Annotated in this window: 14 protein-coding genes; 12 read left to right on the top strand and 2 right to left on the bottom strand. The window is 50.2% G+C overall.

All coding sequences use genetic code 11. The features are described from left to right. The first annotated feature begins 168 nt into the window (after positions 1 to 168). The 6 genes from AB9R92_RS16700 to AB9R92_RS16725 all read left to right on the top strand — a co-directional run bounded on the left by AB9R92_RS16700 (position 169) and on the right by AB9R92_RS16725 (position 10,348). Positions 169 to 1,305, top strand: a complete 1,137-nt coding sequence (locus AB9R92_RS16700; RefSeq protein WP_370670537.1) for a THUMP domain-containing class I SAM-dependent RNA methyltransferase — start codon at positions 169 to 171, stop codon at positions 1,303 to 1,305. Between the two features lie 50 nt (positions 1,306 to 1,355). Then, positions 1,356 to 3,263 (top strand): ATP-dependent DNA helicase, encoded by a 1,908-nt coding sequence (locus AB9R92_RS16705; protein WP_370670538.1) that lies wholly within the window; start codon positions 1,356 to 1,358, stop codon positions 3,261 to 3,263. A gap of 160 nt (positions 3,264 to 3,423) precedes the next feature. Beyond that, on the top strand, positions 3,424 to 4,917 hold the full coding sequence (locus AB9R92_RS16710) for a carboxypeptidase M32 (RefSeq protein WP_370670625.1): 1,494 nt from the start codon (positions 3,424 to 3,426) through the stop codon (positions 4,915 to 4,917). Between the two features lie 65 nt (positions 4,918 to 4,982). Continuing rightward, positions 4,983 to 5,741, top strand: a complete 759-nt coding sequence (locus AB9R92_RS16715; protein WP_370670540.1) for an SDR family NAD(P)-dependent oxidoreductase — start codon at positions 4,983 to 4,985, stop codon at positions 5,739 to 5,741. A gap of 91 nt (positions 5,742 to 5,832) precedes the next feature. Then, positions 5,833 to 9,414 carry a dynamin family protein gene (locus tag AB9R92_RS16720; protein ID WP_370670541.1) on the top strand — a complete coding sequence of 1,194 codons (3,582 nt, stop codon included), beginning with the start codon at positions 5,833 to 5,835 and terminating at the stop codon, positions 9,412 to 9,414. Position 9,415: 1 nt separating this feature from the next. Continuing rightward, on the top strand, positions 9,416 to 10,348 hold the full coding sequence (locus tag AB9R92_RS16725) for a sulfurtransferase (protein WP_370670542.1): 933 nt from the start codon (positions 9,416 to 9,418) through the stop codon (positions 10,346 to 10,348). Between the two features lie 38 nt (positions 10,349 to 10,386). Here the strand turns inward: AB9R92_RS16725 and AB9R92_RS16730 are convergent, their stop codons facing one another. Further along, the gene (locus tag AB9R92_RS16730) at positions 10,387 to 11,700 is read right to left on the bottom strand and encodes a hemolysin family protein (RefSeq protein ID WP_370670543.1); all 1,314 of its coding nucleotides are present in this window, start codon (positions 11,698 to 11,700) and stop codon (positions 10,387 to 10,389) included. A gap of 166 nt (positions 11,701 to 11,866) precedes the next feature. Between AB9R92_RS16730 and AB9R92_RS16735 the strand changes: the two genes are divergently transcribed. The 4 genes from AB9R92_RS16735 to AB9R92_RS16750 all read left to right on the top strand — a co-directional run bounded on the left by AB9R92_RS16735 (position 11,867) and on the right by AB9R92_RS16750 (position 14,785). Then, the gene (locus tag AB9R92_RS16735; RefSeq protein WP_370670545.1) at positions 11,867 to 13,447 is read left to right on the top strand and encodes an amidohydrolase; all 1,581 of its coding nucleotides are present in this window, start codon (positions 11,867 to 11,869) and stop codon (positions 13,445 to 13,447) included. Between the two features lie 2 nt (positions 13,448 to 13,449). Continuing rightward, positions 13,450 to 14,169 (top strand): SDR family NAD(P)-dependent oxidoreductase, encoded by a 720-nt coding sequence (locus tag AB9R92_RS16740; protein WP_370670547.1) that lies wholly within the window; start codon positions 13,450 to 13,452, stop codon positions 14,167 to 14,169. Positions 14,170 to 14,186: 17 nt separating this feature from the next. Beyond that, a complete protein-coding gene (locus AB9R92_RS16745) occupies positions 14,187 to 14,387 on the top strand; it encodes a hypothetical protein (protein WP_370670548.1) in 201 nt (66 codons plus the stop codon). A gap of 140 nt (positions 14,388 to 14,527) precedes the next feature. After that, positions 14,528 to 14,785, top strand: a complete 258-nt coding sequence (locus AB9R92_RS16750) for a hypothetical protein (RefSeq protein ID WP_370670549.1) — start codon at positions 14,528 to 14,530, stop codon at positions 14,783 to 14,785. A 505-nt stretch (positions 14,786 to 15,290) separates the two neighbouring features. Here the strand turns inward: AB9R92_RS16750 and AB9R92_RS16755 are convergent. Further along, on the bottom strand, positions 15,291 to 15,935 hold the full coding sequence (locus tag AB9R92_RS16755) for an SDR family oxidoreductase (RefSeq protein ID WP_370670550.1): 645 nt from the start codon (positions 15,933 to 15,935) through the stop codon (positions 15,291 to 15,293). 172 nt (positions 15,936 to 16,107) lie between these two features. On the opposite strand from AB9R92_RS16755, the gene AB9R92_RS16760 reads away from it, so the two are divergent. Together AB9R92_RS16760 and AB9R92_RS16765 are read left to right on the top strand one after the other, a co-directional pair. After that, positions 16,108 to 16,317: a hypothetical protein gene (locus tag AB9R92_RS16760; RefSeq protein WP_370670551.1), complete on the top strand. Its 210-nt coding sequence runs from the start codon at positions 16,108 to 16,110 to the stop codon at positions 16,315 to 16,317. A gap of 12 nt (positions 16,318 to 16,329) precedes the next feature. After that, positions 16,330 to 17,340 carry a S66 family peptidase gene (locus tag AB9R92_RS16765; RefSeq protein WP_370670552.1) on the top strand — a complete coding sequence of 337 codons (1,011 nt, stop codon included), beginning with the start codon at positions 16,330 to 16,332 and terminating at the stop codon, positions 17,338 to 17,340. The last annotated feature ends 2 nt before the right edge of the window (positions 17,341 to 17,342 follow it).

Here is a 17,342-nt window from a genome sequence, read left to right on the forward strand (position 1 = left end):
TTTTCTGAAAGGCTCTCCTGTTGGGGAGCCTTTCTTCATATGAACAAAGATGAATGCGGAGCGATTAAGCTCCGAAATGAAGCGAGCTGCTGCATATCGCAAGGCCATGCCAGCGATTGCTTCCATGATGACTAAAACAGAGATAAGGAAGACGGAAAGGAAGTTGTTATGACTAGCTATAAATTACTGGCCACTGCGGCGATGGGGCTTGAATCCATCGTGGCGAACGAAGTAAAAGAACTTGGATATGAAACGACAACAGACAATGGGAAAGTGTTTTTCGAAGGCACTGCCCGGGACATTGCGAAAGCGAATCTTTGGCTGCGCACAGCGGACCGCGTAAAATTGATCGCCGGCGAATTCGAAGCGACGACTTTCGATGATCTATTCGAACAGACAAAAGCGATCGAATGGGAGAAATACTTGCCGGTCGATGCTGAATTTCCGGTACAAGGAAAATCCGTCAAATCGAAGCTCCACAGCGTGCCGACCTGCCAGTCGATCGTCAAAAAAGCCATTGTCGAACGCTTGAAAAAAGCGTATCACCGCAATGCCTTTTTGGATGAGTCAGGACCGCGCTTCAAGATCGAAGTGTCGATCCTGAAAGATAAAGTGCAATTATCGATCGACACGAGCGGAGCGGGACTGCATAAACGCGGTTACCGCGTCGGGCAAGGCGAAGCACCGCTGAAGGAAACCTTAGCGGCTGCGCTCATCAAATTGTCCCGCTGGACCCCAGACCGCCCATTTGTCGACCCGTTCTGCGGTTCAGGGACAATCGTTATCGAAGCAGCAATGATCGGGCAAAACATTGCGCCGGGCTATAACCGTGAATTCGATAGCGAACAATGGCCGTGGATCGGCACTAAAATTTGGGATGAAGTTCGTGCCGAAGCGGAAGAACAAGCGGATTACGATCAACCGCTCAATATTCTCGGCACCGACATTGACCACCGGATGATTCAAATAGCCGAAGAAAACGTCATTGAAGCTGGATTTGCAGGAATCGTCCGCCTGCAGCAGCGCCAAGTGACTGATTTCACGACGACTGAAGAAAACGGTGTCGTCATCGGGAACCCGCCATACGGCGAGCGGATCGGTGAAGTGGAAGTGATTGAGGAAATGATCGGGGATATGGGGCAAATGTTCTCGAAATATCCGACATGGTCTGTTTATATGTTGTCGTCAATGGAAGGCTTTGAAAAACTCTATGGCCAGAAAGCGACGAAAAAACGCAAATTGTATAATGGCTTTATCCGCACGGACCTGTTCCAATTCTGGGGAGAACGTCCAAAAAATAAATGAGGAAAACGGAAGGGCATCCCGCCCTTCCGTTTCTCTGTGAGGGGTTTTATATGAGACAAGCATTGCCATTTCCGTTATCCAAAGACAAAACCTTCTTTGACTCATTGAACGACTGGATCGGGGATATCTTCTACGATATTCTGCCTGAAAAAGGGTATGAACTCCGCGATGAGCAGATTTTCATGTCGTTTCAATTGGAAAAAGCGCTGAAAGAACGACAAGTGCTATTTGCAGAAGCAGGAGTCGGGACAGGCAAGACGATGGCTTATTTATTGCCAGCGATTGCCTATGCCCGCTACACAGGAAAGCCTGCCCTCATTTCTTGTGCAGATGAGGCATTGATTGAACAATTGGTTAAAAAAGGCGGGGATATCGACCGGCTGGATGAATTATTCAATTTGAATTTGGACGTCCGCCTCGCGAAATCACGCGACCAGTATTTGTGCCTGCAGCGATTCGAAGGGGCGAAAAAACGCAGCGACGAGGATTTTCTCGATCACATCGAAGATACGCTCCCTGAATTCGTCAACAAAACTTATTCGATGCAGCAAATGTATCCATACGGCGAACGTTCGAGCTACCCAGAACTCACGGATGACCAATGGCAGCAAGTCAATTACCATCCGATCCAAAACTGCAATGCCTGCGAGATGCGCAATAAATGCGGTCAGACGCTGCACCGCAACCATTACCGGGAAGCCACTGACCTCGTCATCTGTTCACATGATTTCCTGATGGAGCATATTTGGACGAAAGAAAACCGCAAGCATGAAGGCCAGGCCCCACTCCTTCCGGAAGTTTCCCAAATCGTGCTCGATGAAGGCCATTTACTCGAATTTGCCGCACAGCGCGCGCTTACTTATGAAGTGCAGGAAAGCTCGCTGTATGATGTAACGGAAAAAGTCATGGTTGACGGCGTCCGCGAAAAGACGCTCGGCCTCATTGAACGGACCATCGATTTGCATACGGAATTCTTCCGTGTGCTGCGCAGCAATTTGATTCCAAGTGAAGAAGACCGTAAAGCGATCCAAGAAGACCCGTTATTGAAACGCATCGGAACGGAATTGATCCGCACCGTCGACAGCCTGTTGGAAGAATTCGTCTTTGAAGGCGAATTGTTCAGCATACCCGAATACGAATTGAACTTGGCCGAAGAGTATTTCGAGCAGTACAATTTCTCGATGGGCTTGTTTGTTGAAAATGGCGACGCGATCAGCTGGCTTGAAGAAAAAGATGAAATTGAAACATTGGTCATCATGCCACGCCTTGTGACGGATATTCTCGAGGAGAAATTATTCGATGGCAAACTGCCGATCGTCTTTTCTTCCGCGACGTTATCCGTTGCGAAAGATTTCACTTATCTCGCGGATACTTTGGGAATCGACAATTTCGAATCGTTCTCGGTGCCATCTCCGTTTGAATACGAAGAAGTGATGGAGATCTACAAACACCCGGTATCACAGGAGGCAAAAGCCCAAAAAGTATTGGAACTCACAGCGGAAGGCGGCCAGACATTGGTGTTGTTCAAATCAAAAGCCGCCATGCAATCCTTCAAACGCGCAGTGCCGAAAGATTCTTCGACTGCCATCGAGTTCGAAGGCGACCGCGAGCTATCGTCCGTCGTGCGTGATTTCCAGGAAGGCAAATTCCAAGTGCTGTGTTCCCACCACCTATGGGAAGGAATGGACTTGCCGGGTGATGCCTTGACCAAAGTCATCATCGTCGACTTGCCGATGCCGCCGAGCGATCCGGTATTCGACGCCAAGCGCAAATTCAGCGAACATCCGCTGGAAGAGATTGATTTGCCGTTTATGCAATTGCGCCTGCAGCAAGGTGTCGGGCGCCTCATCCGTTCTTCTTCCGATCACGGCGAAATCCATTTGCTGTTGACCGAAGAGGAATTGCGCATTGAACATCTCTGGCAGAACGTTTTGCCGGTGCCGGCGAAAAATCGCTGAATAAATAGAAGTGATAAATCAGCGGGGAAACTCCCCGCTGATTTTTTTATATCTTTTCCGCCAGGCCGGAGATACAAATGAAATTCCCGAAAGCCGATGGGGCGGAAAAAACGTTCCTTATGATACAATAGACCGGAAAAGAAGGAGGAATATTGTGTCAATGGAACAACAATTCAGGGAACTACACCAGAAAATGACAAGTTATAACGAAGCCATCTCATTGCTGTATTGGGATATGCGGACAGGCGCGCCGAAAAAAGGCCAGGACCTGCGTTCAGAGACGATCGGGACCTTGTCTTCGGAACTGTTTGCGATGTCGACTTCCGAAGAATATGGCAAACTGATCGCTGAACTAAAAAGGCAAGACGGCTTATCGATCGCGATGCAGCGCTCGGTGGAAGAAGCCGACCGTGAATACCAATTGAACGCAAAAATTCCGCCGGAGGAGTACCGCGAGTTCGTCGTCTTGACGAGCAAAGCGGAATCCGTATGGGAAGAGGCGAAAGAGCAGGCCGATTTCGCCATGTTCCAACCATATCTTGAACAGCTCGTGGAAACGACGCGCCGCTTTGTCGGCTATTGGGGCGTGAAAAATGGCAGCATCTACAATACCTTGCTCGACCAGTATGAACCAGGCGTCACGACTGAACAGCTGGATCGGGTATTCGGGCAATTGAGAGACCGCATCGTGCCACTCGTCAAACAAATCCAGGAGTCGGAAACTCAGCCGAGCACCGAATTTCTGTATGGGCATTTCCCGAAACAAGCCCAGCAGGATTTCAGCATGGATGTGCTGAAACAATTGGGTTATGATTTCGAAGCGGGCCGACTGGACGAAACAGTCCATCCGTTCATGATCGCAGTGAACCGAGGCGATGTCCGGGTAACGACGAAATACGACGAACGGGATTTCCGGACGGCTGTCTTCGGCACGATCCATGAGGCGGGCCATGCTTTGTATGAACAAAACATCAGCAGTGACTTAAGCGGCTTGCCGGTCGACGGCGGCTCATCGATGGGCATTCATGAATCGCAGTCATTGTTCTTTGAAAACTTTGTCGGGCGCAACGAATCATTCTGGCGCCATAACTACGAAAAATTCCTGTCTTATGCACCGGATTCATTCCAGAACGTGGCGCTTGATAAATTCCTCGCAGCCATCAATGAGTCAAAGCCTTCCTTAATCCGCATCGAAGCCGATGAAATAACGTATGCACTCCATATCATGATTCGTTATGAATTGGAAAAAGGCTTGTTCGACGGCGACTACGAAGTGAAGGATCTCCCGGTTTTATGGAACGATAAATACGAGGAATACTTGGGCATACGACCGGAACACGACGGCGAAGGCGTACTTCAGGATGTCCACTGGGCAGGCGGCAGCTTCGGCTATTTCCCTTCCTATGCACTGGGGCTGTTGTATGCAGCCCAATTTAAGAAGGCTATGCAAAAAGACATCCCGAATTTCGATGACTTGCTGGCAACTGGAGAAGTTGGCCCAGTTACCGAATGGCTGACGGACAAGGTCCACCGCCACGGAGCTGTCAAGAAGCCGCTTGAGCTGTTGGAAGAAGCGACGGGCGAAGGCTTGAATGGAAACCATCTGGCCGAATACTTGGAAGCGAAATACGCCAAAATCTATCAACTAAAGTAATGAAAAAAGGAGATTTCGGTTTTATCAATGCATGAATAGAAAATGGCTAAAAGGGGGACTTACTTGTGTTGGAATCTTTTCATTTAGAAGGCAAGACCGCAATCGTGACCGGAGCCGGAAAAGGCATCGGGCGTGCGATCGCACTAGCACTTGGTGAAGCAGGGGCGAATGTCCTGCTTGTCGCACGGACGGAAAGCGACCTGGAGCAAGTGATGCAGGAAATGGCTGGCGATCGCACATCCTATGCAGTCGCGGATGTGACTGACCGAAACGACATCCAAACAGCAGTCGAAAAGGCGGTTGAGCGGTTTGGCCGCATAGACATCCTAGTCAATAATGCAGGGATGAATATCCGTTCGAAACTGGATGAGGCGACCGATAGCGAATGGCATAGCATCATGGATACCAATGCGCAAAGCGTATTCATGTTTTCCCAGGAAGCGGCCAAGCATATGAAAAAAGGGGCATCGATCATCAATGTCAGCTCCGTCGGCGGCGACCGGGCGCTGAAGACGGGCGTTGTCTATGCGGCTTCCAAAGCGGCGATTATTCAAATGACCAAAGTGATGGCGATGGAATGGGGCGAGCGGGGCATCCGCGTCAATGCGATCGGCCCATGGTATTTCCGTACGCCGCTTACGGAAAAACTCCTGTCGGATCAGGAATACTTGGATTCGATTCTTGCCGTGACACCGCTCAAGCGCGTCGGCGAGTTGCCGGAAGTGGCTTCGCCTGTCGTGTTCCTCGCGTCGGACGCAGCGGGTTATATTACCGGTCAGACCTTGTTCATCGATGGCGGCATGTCGATCCACGGGTTTTCCTGAAGAAACATCCTTCCAGTAATGGGAGGATGTTTTTCGTTCTGCTGGAAAAAATGATATGATGAATAGAAGTAACGGTGAAGGAGATATACATATGACAGCGACAGACCACAAACAGGAATTAATCGAAACAGCGCATCTTTACCGGATTTTTAAGGACAACGAAGATACGGAACGCAAAGAAAAAGCGGAATTATTTGCGCGCAAGATTTTGAAAGACCAATTCATCATCGGCTTTGCCGGCCATTTCTCCTCCGGAAAATCGTCAATGATCAACGCTTTGACGGGCGAGACGCTCTTGCCATCGAGCCCGATCCCGACAAGCGCAAACATCGTCAATGTCCATAAGGCAGAAACAGACTATGCCATTGTCAACCGCAGGGGAGACCGTCCCGTGCATTTCCCTGAGAACTATGATTTTCAGGCGGTCAAGGATTTTTGCAAGAGCGGCGACGTCACACAAATCGATATCGGACATTCCACTTCCGTGTTGCCAGAGGGCATCACCGTGATGGATACGCCAGGCGTCGACTCAACGGACGACGCCCATAGGATGTCAACGGAATCGGCATTGCATGTGGCCGATATGGTGTTTTATGTGATGGATTACAACCATGTGCAATCCGAGCTCAATTTCAATTTCACAAGGGAATTGCAGAAGTACACAGATCTGTATTTGATCGTCAACCAGATCGATAAACATCAGGAAAGCGAAATGTCGTTTACGGAGTTCCAGCAATCGGTTGCGGATAGCTTTGCCGCTTGGGGCGTAGAACCGAAAGGCATCTTTTTCACTTCATTAAAAGTCCACGACTTCCCGGGCAATGAATTTCCCGAAGTGAAACAGCTCGTCTCCTCCGTCATGGACAATTGGCAAGGGCATCTCGGCGAAGCTTCGGCTTCTGCACTTCGTCAATTGAAAGATGAGCACATCGGCTTTTTGGAAGATGAAAAAGCGGAGCGGCTTGAAGCCTTCGCGAATGTTTTGTCGGAGGAAGAATGGGCTGCGCGCGAAGACCTAAAAAAAGAACACGAACTGATCAAGCGCCGCAGTTCTGTCCAGGATTATGACAATTGGCGATTGAATTTCGAGAAGAAGCGCAAAGAGCTGCTTGAAAACGCCAATATCATGCCTTATGAAGTGAGGGATGCGCTCAGTGCTTATATAGAAGCGCGCCAACCTGGTTTCAAAGTGGGCTTGTTGTTCAGCGGCAAGAAAACCGAAGAAGAGCGGGAAAACCGTAAAAACGACCTTCTAGACAAGCTGTCGAAAACGATCGATTCGCAAATGTCAGGCCATTTGAAGAAATTGATGAAAACTTCCTTGCGCGAAGCTGGGCTGTTGACGGATACCGAATCGCTTGAAATCGATAACATGCAATTCGGCTTGCCGTTTGAAGTTGTCGAAGAAAATGTGCCGGAAACGGCTACGATGACTGCAGATACCGTACTCAATGTCAGCAAGAGCTTGACTGCCCAAGTGCAGCGCTGGCTCATCCAGGAAACCGATCCCTGGAAAGCCCACCAACAGGAAGGCTTTGAAGGACTGCCGGACGATGCGGGTGTGGAGATCGACATGAAATCCGAGTCACTTGAACAAAAGGTGCTCGCGATCCGCACGCTCGAGGAAATGGACGAAGCGATCGATAAAGTGAAGAAATCCTTCACCGCCATTTTGCCGAAGCAGATGGACGCGGCGGAAAAACAAGTAGCCGCTTGGCAAGATGCGTTTCATTTGTCGGCGGAAGACATGGTGGAATTCACGCCGTCGATGCTCGAAGAGGAAGTACAGCAGCAATGGGACGGTGGCGAGACCGCCCCGACACATGAACTGGCATCGTTTGATGAACAGCAAGTGTTGTCGCGCGTGAAGAAAACCGCCGATATTCTAGAGCCGGTGCGTGGATTTTCGGAAACGGTTGAGTATTTGAAGCGCAAAGCGAAGCGTTTGGAAGGCCAGGAATTCACCATCGCCTTGTTCGGTGCATTCAGTGCCGGGAAATCCTCGTTCTCGAATGCATTGATGGGCGAGACGGTGCTCCCGGTGTCCCCGAACCCGACGACTGCGACCATCAACCGCATCCGCCCCGTGACCGACGCCCATCCACATGAAACGGCTGACGTACGATTGAAAACCGTCTCGGCGATGACCGAGGATGTTAAAAATTCGTTTGCCGTCTTTGGCACAGACGTGGAGACGCTGGAAGAAGCATTTGCGAAAACCGATGCGCTTCCGGATGATGCAACGACCGAGCAGCAAATCCATAAGTCGTTCTTGCTGGCATTCAAGAGTGGGTATGAATCCTTTAGCGGGCATCTCGGGGAAACTTTGCGCGTCAACCGCGAAGAGTTCGGCCTGTATGTCGCCAAAGAAGAACGCAGTTGTTTTGTCGAGGAAATCGATTTTTATTTTGATTGCGAGTTGACCAGAAATGGTGTTACCCTAGTGGACACGCCAGGTGCGGATTCCATCAATGCGCGTCACACGAATGTCGCATTCGAATACATCCGCAATGCAGACGCTGTGTTGTTCATCACATATTACAACCACGCCTTTGCCCGTGCGGACCGCGAATTTTTGATTCAACTCGGCCGCGTGAAAGACGCTTTCGAAATGGACAAGATGTTCTTTGTCGTCAATGCGATCGATTTGGCGAATAATGAAGAGGAAAAGCAGGCAGTGATCGATTATGTCGGCAATGAATTGCAGCGCTTCGGCATCCGCTTCCCGCGCCTGTTTGGCGTTTCGAGCCTGCAAGCCTTGAAAGAGCGCGACATTTCCGGCATGCCGGAGTTCGAGGAAAACTTCCAGCACTTCCTGAAAGAAGAGCTGAAAGGGATGGCGGTCCAGTCGCTGTCGGAAGAAGAACAGAAGACGGTGGACCGTTTCCGCAATTTGATCCAGTCGACCGAAAAGAACCTGGAACGAAAAGATGAGCGCCTGGAAGAATTGAAGCAATTGGAACAGAAAGTACGCAAACGCTATAACGAAACAATGGCACCGGTATTGGAGCAAGAAGCGAGCCAAGAACTCGGCGAATTGCTGTATTACGTGAAGCAGCGCGTGTTCTACCGCTTCAACGATTTCTTCAAGGAAGCATTCAACCCATCACTGTTCGCAAGGGAATCCTCGAAGCAAGCACTCGATACGGCATTGCGTGATTTGCGGGAAATGACGGCGTTTGATTTCCAGCAGGAAATGAGAGTGACCAATCTGCGTCTTGCCCGTTTTATCGAGAAGAAGTTGACGGAACGCTTCAAAGACGATGCGGCTAAACTCAAGGACTGGAATCCAGAATTTTCGTTCCTTCCATATGAAGTGAAGGAAGCGCAGCTGCTCGATGCCGGCCAGCCGTTTACCGATGCCGATTATTCCACGGCTAAATCATATTACAAAAACAATAAGAGCTTTTTTGAGAAAAATGAAAAAGAAGCGATGCGCGACGCCTTGCAGGGAATGATGGAACCGGATGCCAGCCGCTATTTGGAACAGGAAAAAACTGCACTTTTAGAATGGGCGGAATTTTGGATCGAACAGGAAGCGGAAGGGCTTCGCCAGCACTTGCTTCGCCAGTCGATCGAGCAAATCGACTCCGAGCGCAGCCTGCTGCAGCAAAGCGAAATTTTGGCGCAATGGAAGCAATTGCATGAAAAATTGATGGAAGGCAGGGGATAATATGGCTGTTTTTATTGAAACGATAGATACAGAGAAGTACCGGTGGATCGATGCGCGTTTTGACTTGAAAGATTCCGCCTGGGGAAGCGAAAGCTTTGCGGCAGAACATGTACAAGGGGCGGTCCACTGGGATTTGGAGAACGATTTATCCGATATGGCGTCTGCAAATGGCCGCCACCCGATGCCAAGTAAAGAGCAGTTGACCCAATTGTTCCGAGCAGCAGGCCTGGAATTAACCGATTCGGTCGTCGTCTATGACCAGGGCGGTTCTCCTTATGCCGCGCGGGCATGGTGGCTGCTCACTTATGCAGGCTTCGAACACGCCTATATCAGCCGTGTCGGCTTTGACGAACTGAAGCAACAAGGCATTGCCACCTCGACAGAATCAACCTCATATCCGGCTTCAACCGTAACACCGAAATTTAACGATGAGGTGCTTGCAACTCGGCAAGATGTCCAGCAAATCGTTGACGGCAAAGAATTGGGCGTCTTGATCGATGCCCGTTCTCCTGAGCGCTATGCTGGCATCAACGAGCCGATCGATGCGGTCGCCGGTCGGATACCAGGCGCCCGCAATTACGATTGGTCGCAACTCGTATCAAATGGGGCATTCCGGACTGACGAAGAGTTCGGCGGCTTGCTGCAGCCGAAAGAACCGGCAGTCGTGTACTGCGGCAGCGGCGTAACGGCGGCTGCGCTGTACGCCATGCTTGCCGAAAAACAGCACGAAGGACTGAAGCTCTATGTCGGCAGCTATTCCGACTGGATCACAGATGAGGACAGTGTCGTCGAAATCGACCGCGAAGAGCATCCGGAAGCGGCCGATGACCAGACGAAAGCGGTATTGGCGAAATTGATCGAAGAAGGCTACACCGGCGAAATGCTGATGAAGAAATTCGAATATGAGAAATCGCTTTTGGAAGACAAAAAGTAAATAAAAAAAGGCATTGCTTATGTAGCAATGCCTTTTTTCTATGATTTGTTTTTCTTGTTCAATTGGACAGTGATGATTTGGTGGTTTTCCATCTCGCGCACGATCAAGCGGAAGTCGGTCAAATCGATGACGCCGCCTTCTGCGATGTCGGTGTCCATCATCTGTACCCAGCCGCCGACCGTGTCGATGTCTTCGCTTTCTTCAAATTCGATCGGGAAGCGCGCTTCGAGTTCTGACAGCAGCACGCGGCCGTTGACAAGGAAATTGTGGTGGTCTATCCGTTTGATATCATCGGTTTCATCGTGGTCGAACTCGTCGCGGATTTCGCCGACAATTTCTTCGAGAATATCTTCCATTGTGATGACGCCCGCTGTCCCGCCGTATTCATCGACGACAATCGCCATATGGACGTGCTGGCTTTGCATGCGCAAGAGCACATCCTGGATCGGCGCCTGGTCGTGGACGAATGGCAAATCGTGGATCGTCAAGCTTTTCGAAAGATCTCCCGCTGTCGTGTAGCTCGTCAACAACTCCTTGATATTGACAAAGCCGATGATGGCGTCTTTATCGCCATCTTCGGTTACAGGGTAGCGTGTATATTGATGTTCTTCAATAATTTCCATTAATTCATCATGATCCATTTCCAGTGAAATGGTAATCATTTGCGTTCTCGGCAACATGATGTCTTTTGCCAGCCGTTCGTCAAACGAAAAGATGTTCTGCATATACGCCAGTTCATTCTGGTTGATCTCGCCGCTCTGGTAGCTCTCGTGCATCAAATGCTTCAAGTCTTCTTCCGAATGGCCATATTCGGGCTGCAAGGTCCGGATGCCCAGCGGCCGCAACAACAGCCGCGCCGCTGCGTTAAGCAGCCATAATACGGGTGCGAATACACTGCCGGCGAGACTTAATGCAGGGGCGAGGCGGAAAGCCGCGCGTTCTGCGTACTGGGCAGCGAAGGCTTTCGGCGCCAGTTCCCCGATGATGGCCCGGAGGAAAAAGACCAGCACGAGCACGGTGATATACGCAATCGGCCCTGCCGCATTCGATCCGGCACTGTCCGCTATTGCCTGTACGGAAGGCAACTCGGCAATGTTTTTCGACAGCCAGCCGAGGCCGATTGCCGTCACGGCGATGCCAAAGCGCGAGACGGATAAATAATAATCCAGGTTATTGCTGATTTTTTCCAGCCAATTGGCATTTTTCCGGCCTTCAGATAAGGCTTGTTCGATACGCGACAAGCGCACCCGGATGATGGAGAATTCCGCCCCGACAAAAAAAGCGGTAAAAAATAAAAGAATACTTGCGGTTGCGATATAAAGATAAAATATACTGTCCAATTCGTCCCCCATGTCCGGGAGCTCACCTCAGCTTTCTAAAGTTGTGCATAGTATATCATAAATGGGGAAACATGTATCTGCGGGCGGTTACAGAAAAATTTAACCGTTTCCAGCCAAACTTATTGAATGCACTGAAAAATATATTTATGATGAACAAAGAGAAAAGGAGTGGTTTTAGATGAAGGTGCTTATTTACGGGGGACAAATTTATACGATGGAAACAGAAGGCGAGACCGTAGAAGCGGTGCTGGTCTCTGATGACCGCATAGAAAAAACAGGGTCTTATGAAGAATTGCGTCAACTGGCCGATAAGGAAATTGATTTGGCCGGCCGTACCATGTACCCGGGCCTGGTCGACAGCCACCTGCATCTGATCCAGCACGGAGAAAAGCTGATGCGCGTCGATTTATCGAAAATCGACAGTTCGGACGACATGAAACAGCAATTGATCCGCTCGACCGAAGGCCATACCGGCGATGAATGGTTTATCGGTGAAGGGTGGAATGAAAACAATTTCCCGGACCGGAAAATTTTCCACCGCAGTGAACTCGACGCCATCTGTGAGTCGCCGATGATGCTGAAACGCGTTTGCCGCCATGCGGTGCTCGCCAATTCGCGCGCGCTTGAACTCGCAGGCATCACAAAAGAAACCGAAGATCCGGAAGGTGGCGTCATTGTGCGCGATACGAACGGCGAACCAACAGGGTATTTGCTCGATGCAGCCCAGGATCTCGTCGCCGGAGTCGTGCCGGAAGTAAGCGTCGACTATTTGACGAAAGCGCTGAAAGCATCGGTCGATGATTTGCTCAAGCTCGGTTTGACAGGCGGCCATACGGAAGATATGGGGTATTACGGCCATTACTCTCGGCCGCTGCAAGCTTTCCGAAACGTAATCGGCAAGGAAACAAAATTCCGCGCCCATTTGCTGCGGGCCCATATCGCTTTCGAGGAAATGATGGAGAACGCCGAGTACTTGGAGCCGTTCATCGATCCGGGCCCGATGAAATTATTCGCTGACGGTTCGATCGGCGGCAGAACGGCCTTGCTTAGCCGCCCATACACAGACGACCCATCGACGAGCGGCGTGGCGATTCATTCCGATGAAGAGTTGAAACGCCTAGTGTCGGTCGCGAGAAAACACGGAGAAGCGGTCGCTATCCATGTTATCGGGGATTTTGCGATGGAAAAAGCGCTCGATGCGATTGAAGCCCATCCGACACCCGAAGGCAAGCGAGACCGGCTCATCCATGCGATGGTGCTGAGAGATGACTTGCTTGAACGCTTGAAACGCCTGGACGTGGCGCTTGATTTGCAGCCGAGTTTTGTGCCTTCGGATTTCCCGTGGGTAGTGGAGCGGCTCGGCGACGACCGTCTCGCGTTATCGTATGCTTGGAAGACGCTATTGGATGAAGGCATCATCTGTGCTGGCGGATCCGATGCGCCGATTGAAGAAGTCGACCCGCGCCAAGGCTTGTTTGCGGCTGTCGCACGCAGAAAGCCCGAAGAGACGCACGAAGGCTATTTGCCTGAACAAAAACTTAGCCGCTTCGAAGCGATCCGCCTGTATACGTATGGCAGTGCGCAAGCCATTTGCATGGAACATCGCCGCGGCTTGATCAAAGAAGGGTTTGATGCTGATTTCACCGTGTTCGACCTCGATTTGTTCGAAGGGCCCGAAGAGCAATTGCTTAACGCCGAAGTGGAAATGACGGTTGTCGCAGGCGAAGTGATGTATGAGAAAAATGGAGTGGAGGTGTAAGGATGGAAACATTTATCATTACCGGAGCTTCGAAAGGAATCGGCCTCGCACTCAGCAAGCAATTGGCAGCGTCCGGCCATCAAGTGATCGGCATCGCCCGCACGGAACCTGAAGATTGGACGGGTGCCCTGTTCATCACCCATGATTTGACCGATATCGCAGGGATTTCACGTGTCATGTCGCGAGCGGCAAAAGATATTTCAGTTGATACCGAAGCGGTCACTTTGGTCAACAACGCCGGCACGGTCGAACCGATCGGCTTTGCCGCCACGAACGATGGAGAGGATATCGCGAAGAGCATCACCTTGAACTTGACGGCGCCGATGAGCCTGTCATCCGCTTTTTTACGTGAGACAGAAACTTTTGAAACCCGCCGCATCGTCAACATCTCATCAGGTGCCGGCAGAAAACAGGTCAAAGGCTGGAGTGCCTATTGCGCCGGCAAAGCGGGTCTTGATCATTACACAACATGCCTGGATGCTGAATATGAAAACCTTAAAGCGATTTCGGTCGCGCCGGGCATCATCGATACCGGCATGCAAGAGAAAATCCGGGAAAGCGGAGAAGCCGATTTTCCGCAAATCGAGCATTTCCGCGATTATAAGCGCAGCGGCAAACTGAGCAGTCCGGAAGACACGGCATCGGGCTTGATCCAGTTGATGGAACGACCGGATTTTCATGACTTGCCGGTATTGCTTGACTTGAGGGAACTGCCGCAATGAAAAAGGGGGAAGCCCAATTGGCTACGAAACAGGAAATGCTGGCGAAATTGCGTGAAGCGGACCAAGCGGGTGTCGACGTGTCGAGCCCGAAAGCCGTTATTACACACATGCTCGCTCGCGGCGACAAAGATGCCGTGCTGTGGTTCTATAAAAAAGGAAGCGTTGAATTTGATTTCGACTATTACCGGAAGCTTGTTGCGGAATTGAAAGCGCATTGAGCCAAACCCCCAATCCGAAATTTGTGGATTGGGGGTTTTTGCCTGTCGATTCAGCCGAAAGCGAGCCGCTTTCTGGATTCAAATTATGCTATAGTTAGTTTTAGTAAATGAGTTAATCTTTCAAAAAAGGATGGAATTCAATGGACATCTTGTTATTTATCGCAATTATCGGGGTGGCGGTTTTTGTCGGGATCGCATCGAAGAAATTCTACGATAAACCCTATATCGTCAATTTCGGAATCGCGGCTTTGATGCTGTTGCTGGTCGTCCAGTCGATTTTGATGCAGCCGATTACGATGCTCGGCTATATCGCCATCGTGGTCTGTTCGATCGCTTTCGTTTTCCAAGTGGTGATCGGCTACCGCAATTGGAAAGGCCATGATTATACAAAAGCATGAATAAGGCAGGTGAAGAGAAACTCTTCACCTGCTTCAGGCTGTCGAGAAAGGTAAGAAGTCGTATTTTCCGAAGCTTATCGCACGACTCCGTGTAGCGGGAATCGAGCCTCCTCAGCCGCTATCGAAAACCCTTGTGCTCCCACATCTGCTCAACCCTCACGATGTTCGGGCATCGCAAAAAAGATTTGCAAGCAGATGCGTCGCAAATGAATGTGCTCAGCATAGCTTCGCTCATTCATTGCCTGCGGGGTCTCTCAAACCCGTCGCTTCGCTGCTCCCACAGGAAAGATGAGGTCGAACTACGTGAGACCTTATCTTTGCGAAGTAATGCGCAGCATTATTGAGCAGAAGGGTTTACGAGCAAACGCTTCTCCAAATACTAAGCTAGATTTTTGATTTTTAACTGTCAAAACGCAGTCACTTTTTTAAAGGATTAATAGATTTTAGACTTATTCAACACTCTGAAGCAGGTGAAGAGAAACTCTTCACCTGCTTTTTTGTTTCATCAAATATGGTTCAAGGCGTCTTCGATTTGGCTGTCGCCTGAGGTCAGCTCGAAGACTTTGTCTGTGAGATCGTTGGATTCGAGACACGCGACGATGACAGCTGCGACGTCTTCTCTTGGAATGCTGCCGACATCGAGTTTCCCAGCCGCCGCAATTTTTCCTGTTCCCGGATCGTCGGTCAATAAGCCGGGCCGGACGATCGTATACGCCAAGCTGCTCGATTGCAAGATGCGATCGGCGTGGTATTTGGCGATATAGTACGGCGTCATTTCCTTGGTCCAATGGGAGCGGTCATCGGCATGGATGGCGCTGACCATGATAAAGCGATCGATGCCGGCCAGTTCTGCGGCTTCTACCGCTTTTGCTGCGCCGTCCAAATCGACGGTCATCGTTTTGTCTGCACCGGTCGCAGCGCCGCTGCCGGCAGTGAAGACCACCGCGTCGCAGTCAGCCATCGCTTTTTGCAGTTCCGCTACGCTTCCTTCGAGGCTTGCTACGACTGTTTCCGCTTGGAGATCTTCAAAAAATGGGCGCTGTTCCGGTTTGCGGATCATCGCTTTCACTGTGTGTCTGGGATGTTTCGCAAGCAGGCGCACCAAGTGCTGGCCGATTTTGCCGTTTGCTCCGATTACGAGTGTTTTCATTTCCACTTCCTCCTTAAAATAAGACTACCTACACTCTATACCCGAAAAATCAGGCTATAGCCAAAATATAGGATATGATGCAAAAAACTAGCATGTTCTCTTGCCGGAGTTTTTAGTATAATTGTAAAAAGTAAAATAATTTAAAAATGTTAAATTATAGGAGTGTTTATATATGAGCAAGCAATTCGAGGAAAATGACCTGTCCATACAGCAACGCAATTTGAAAGAAACGCCGCCGGATTTCTCACAGTTTAAAGGCAAGCGTCTCGACAAGCAGCCGAATCTCTTGGTGGACGGATTGGTCCATGTCGTCTTAACGGGGCTTGGAGCTGCTTTACTGCTTGGGATCGTGTATGTATTGTTCAATTATATCAATTGGTAAGGAGGAAAGACGATGATCCGCTACCCCGATAGACCATTGAAAACCATTGGCGTCATGGCACCTTCTTCAGGGGTGCCTGAAGAACTCCATCATTTGCTTGACGGGGCGATTGCCCAGATGGAAAAGCAAGGCTTTTTAGTTAAGGCCACACCAAACGCTTGGAGCCAAAAGGAAGCCAAATCATCGCCTGCAGCTGTCCGCGCGAAAGAACTCATCAGCATTTGGCGTGATTCCACAGTCGACGCCATCATCCCGCCGTGGGGCGGGGAGTTGTTATTGGAAGTGTTGGAGCATCTGGATTTTCAGAAATTTACACCGAAATGGCTTCTTGGGTATTCAGACGTCAGCTTGCTGTCATTGGCGATCACATTAAATACGGGAATCGCGACAGCGCATGGCACCAATATCGTCGATTTGCGCGGCAGTGAAACCGATCCGACCACTGCGCGCTGGGTCGATGTGTTGTCTTCAACGAAAGGTGCAGCTATTAAGCAAGTTTCGTCGGACAAATACCAGAAACATTGGAGCCATGACAAGCCGTCTCCGAGTGTCTTCAATTTAACCGAGCGGACCGTTTGGAAAACGGCTTCGGGACACGCAGAACAACTGCAAGGCCGTCTTCTTGGCGGATGCATTGACGTGATCCGGCACTTGATCGGCACACCATATGGCGATGTGGAAAGCTTCCGGAAAAAATTCATTCCGAATGAGCCGATTGTCTGGTTTTTGGAAAACTGTGAAATGAATACGCCGGACTTAAAGCGCAGTTTACTGCAGATGAAGTATGCGGGCTGGTTCGATAATTGTTCAGGTATCGTTTTCGGCAGAAGCGAAGCGAACGATGCTGTGCAAGCTTATACCTCAGAGATGGTGTATCAGGAACTGGCGGAGCAATTAAAAGTTCCCGTCGTCTATGATGCGGACATCGGCCATCAGCCGCCGCAAGTGACTTTGGTCAACGGGGCGCACGCGGTTGTCCGTGTTGACGATGGAAAAGGGCGTGTCGTCCAGGAATTCCGTTAAAG

Source organism: Planococcus sp. SSTMD024 (genome assembly GCF_041320495.1).
Classification (GTDB): Bacteria; Bacillota; Bacilli; order Bacillales_A; family Planococcaceae; genus Planococcus.

Excerpts from the sequence above, each read along its gene's own strand:
- AB9R92_RS16700 (WP_370670537.1), top strand. The coding sequence starts at position 169 with ATGACTAGCTATAAATTACTGGCCACTGCGGCGATGGGGCTTGAATCC.
- AB9R92_RS16705 (WP_370670538.1), top strand. The coding sequence starts at position 1,356 with ATGAGACAAGCATTGCCATTTCCGTTATCCAAAGACAAAACCTTCTTT.
- AB9R92_RS16710 (WP_370670625.1), top strand. The coding sequence starts at position 3,424 with ATGGAACAACAATTCAGGGAACTACACCAGAAAATGACAAGTTATAAC.
- AB9R92_RS16720 (WP_370670541.1), top strand. The coding sequence starts at position 5,833 with ATGACAGCGACAGACCACAAACAGGAATTAATCGAAACAGCGCATCTT.
- AB9R92_RS16725 (WP_370670542.1), top strand. The coding sequence starts at position 9,416 with ATGGCTGTTTTTATTGAAACGATAGATACAGAGAAGTACCGGTGGATC.
- AB9R92_RS16730 (WP_370670543.1), bottom strand. The coding sequence starts at position 11,700 with ATGGGGGACGAATTGGACAGTATATTTTATCTTTATATCGCAACCGCA.
- AB9R92_RS16735 (WP_370670545.1), top strand. The coding sequence starts at position 11,867 with ATGAAGGTGCTTATTTACGGGGGACAAATTTATACGATGGAAACAGAA.
- AB9R92_RS16740 (WP_370670547.1), top strand. The coding sequence starts at position 13,450 with ATGGAAACATTTATCATTACCGGAGCTTCGAAAGGAATCGGCCTCGCA.
- AB9R92_RS16750 (WP_370670549.1), top strand. The coding sequence starts at position 14,528 with ATGGACATCTTGTTATTTATCGCAATTATCGGGGTGGCGGTTTTTGTC.
- AB9R92_RS16755 (WP_370670550.1), bottom strand. The coding sequence starts at position 15,935 with ATGAAAACACTCGTAATCGGAGCAAACGGCAAAATCGGCCAGCACTTG.
- AB9R92_RS16760 (WP_370670551.1), top strand. The coding sequence starts at position 16,108 with ATGAGCAAGCAATTCGAGGAAAATGACCTGTCCATACAGCAACGCAAT.
- AB9R92_RS16765 (WP_370670552.1), top strand. The coding sequence starts at position 16,330 with ATGATCCGCTACCCCGATAGACCATTGAAAACCATTGGCGTCATGGCA.